Origin of the sequence: Rhodococcus sp. BS-15, from assembly GCF_000813105.1 — a bacterium.
Taxonomy (GTDB): Bacteria; Actinomycetota; Actinomycetes; order Mycobacteriales; family Mycobacteriaceae; genus Rhodococcoides.
Map to the genome: position 1 here is coordinate 1 of NZ_BAOX01000549.1, position 1,281 is coordinate 1,281.

General features: G+C 70.8%; 1 pseudogene. It reads right to left on the minus strand.

Annotation, left to right across the window (positions count from 1 at the left end):
• Nucleotides 1–1,060: pseudogene (locus RHBS_RS27840) on the minus strand (hypothetical protein); the annotation flags it as partial.
• Between the last annotated feature and the right edge of the window lie 221 nt (nt 1,061–1,281).

The following is a 1,281-nucleotide window of genomic DNA, read 5'->3' on the forward strand; positions in this document are numbered from 1 at the left end:
GCTTCGGCGTTGGCAGCGGCTGCCGTCGGCGGCGGCGTGGGGATGTGGTTGATCCGTCCGTCGCCCCCTCCGGCCGGGGCGCGCCACCGGTGTTGTAGTGAGCCGGGCCCGGCTGCCCTGAACCGTAGGACTGCAGTGGCGTCTGCGACGGCGCGGGTGCGCTCGGCGGTGGCGTCCAGAGGTTTGCAGGCCCTCCTGCGGCTGGGGCTACCGCCGGCGCTGCGGGAGCCATCATCTGCGGTGCGCCGCCGATCGCTCCACCTCCGGCTGTTGCCGCTGCGCCGGGCGCACTGTGCCCCGCCGGGGCATGACCGAATTCGTTCGCCGACAGGCCCGTGGCAGGGGACAGCGCTGCTCCGGCTGAAGTGTGCGTGACCGGTGCCGAGGCGTCGACGGGAGGAAACCCTGCGAGGTGTCGTGCGGTGTCGGCGGTACCGTCGATCGCTCCGTGTAGCCCCATGGCAACCTGGTCGACGGCTGCGCCCGCACCGTTCTGAAGCCGGGTGATCGGATCGACCGTTTCTGTGGGGTTCGCCGTAATCGGCGTCCCCGCAGGGTCGGCGGAGGTATCGGGTGCGGCGGGCGGGTCTGCGACGGGTGCGGGAGTCTCACTCGACTCGTCTGCCGCGTCGCCGCGGTCCTCCGCGTCGCCGGACTCGGAGCCGGCCGAGTCGGTGTCCGCGCCGGCATCGTCGGTATCGGACCTCGGCGGGTCGACGGTGGTGCTGTCTTCGGCGGTCTCCGGCGCCGGATCACCACCACTGGATTCACTCGACGAGGGGTCGTCGAGGTACTGATCGATGGCGTCGATCACCTGGCTCTTGAGTTCGGTGGCTGGTCCGTCCGCTGCGGCGGGGGCTGGTTCGCCTGCGTGGTCCCCTGCGAGTGCATCTCCGAGGAGGCCTGCGACGCCGGTGTCGCTTCCGGTCATGGCATTCGCAGTCTGATTCGCGAACTGTCCGATGGCGTTTCCAGCTTCGGCGAGAGGGGCGGCGGCGGCCTGACCGAACGCGGCGGGGTTCATCTGCCCGTACCCGTTCATGCCACCGGCCTGAGGCATTCCACCGAAACCCTGACCGAATCCCTGCTGCGGGTAACCCTGCCCGAAAGCTTGTGCGCGTAGCCTGTTTGGCCGTACTGCCTGGTGCGGCCATACCGGGTGCCGGTTGGTTGGCGAGGCCCGAGAGCAGCCCCGCCCCGAATTGCGTGGCAGCCTGACCGGTCGCGTACCCCATGTCCTTGGCCTGGGTCGAGCCCGCCGCTGCGGCGGGCGCGGCCGGA